Below are 773 nucleotides of genomic sequence, written 5' to 3' on the forward strand. Positions count from 1 at the left end.
TTGTCACTTGCCATGCCTGAGATTGAATCGGAATAGCCCAGTTTCAATAAGTCGGCCTGGATGTTCTTAGCTATGAATTCTTGGGGGTTCATATGCAACCTCCTTTTTACCTCCCCCAACCAAACCGAGAGCCATCTGACTGATATCACCGATCAGCTTTTCAGCTTTATTGAGGGTAACTAAATCATCTTGTCGCTTTCTTAGTCTGCGACCTGCATCGGATGAATCTTCATCAGACGCCCTTTTTGCCAGAACAAGCATGTGTTGCAGTTGCTGGATGGTAAACCCAAATCCAGATTTAACCTCAAGTTCAGTCATGTGATCGAATACTTGAGCCTGTAACTCGTAACTGTAGCTCATTGCCATCAAACAGGATTCACGTTTGAAGAATCGGTAAATATCTCTTTCAACTTTCCCACCCGTGCCATTTATGAAAGTATCAACTGAAAAAAATTTTTCACTTGCCTGCCCAAGCACTTTTGGTACTTTTTTCATAAAACTACGATGCTCAAGCTTCCTGTATTTTTTGCACGGAAAACCCATTCCTTCCGCTTCCGCTTTGGCTTTCCTTTCGTCATTGATGTAATCCACCATTTCAAGACTGGTCATGGTTGGAGCTTCGGTTACAGGCGAATGTGTTTTGACTGTTAATGCGTTCATCGTGCTTTACCTTTTTAGAGATAGAGCCTGCCTCATAGAAAATCAGACCAAAGAATCAGCACAATACTGATTTCCTCAAGCTCTATTTCCTAAACAGGTTCTTTGGGTTTGAA

The 773-nt window shown here is 42.2% G+C and carries 1 protein-coding gene; it reads right to left on the reverse strand.

Features of this window, described 5'->3' with window-relative positions; translation table 11 throughout:
- Positions 1 to 66 precede the first annotated feature (66 nt).
- Positions 67 to 660: a Rha family transcriptional regulator gene (locus AACQ83_RS24285; protein WP_192881121.1), complete on the reverse strand. Its 594-nt coding sequence runs from the start codon at positions 658 to 660 to the stop codon at positions 67 to 69.
- Between the last annotated feature and the right edge of the window lie 113 nt (positions 661 to 773).

The organism is Photorhabdus sp. S10-54, from assembly GCF_963878145.1.
GTDB classification, from domain to species: Bacteria; Pseudomonadota; Gammaproteobacteria; order Enterobacterales; family Enterobacteriaceae; genus Photorhabdus; species Photorhabdus kayaii.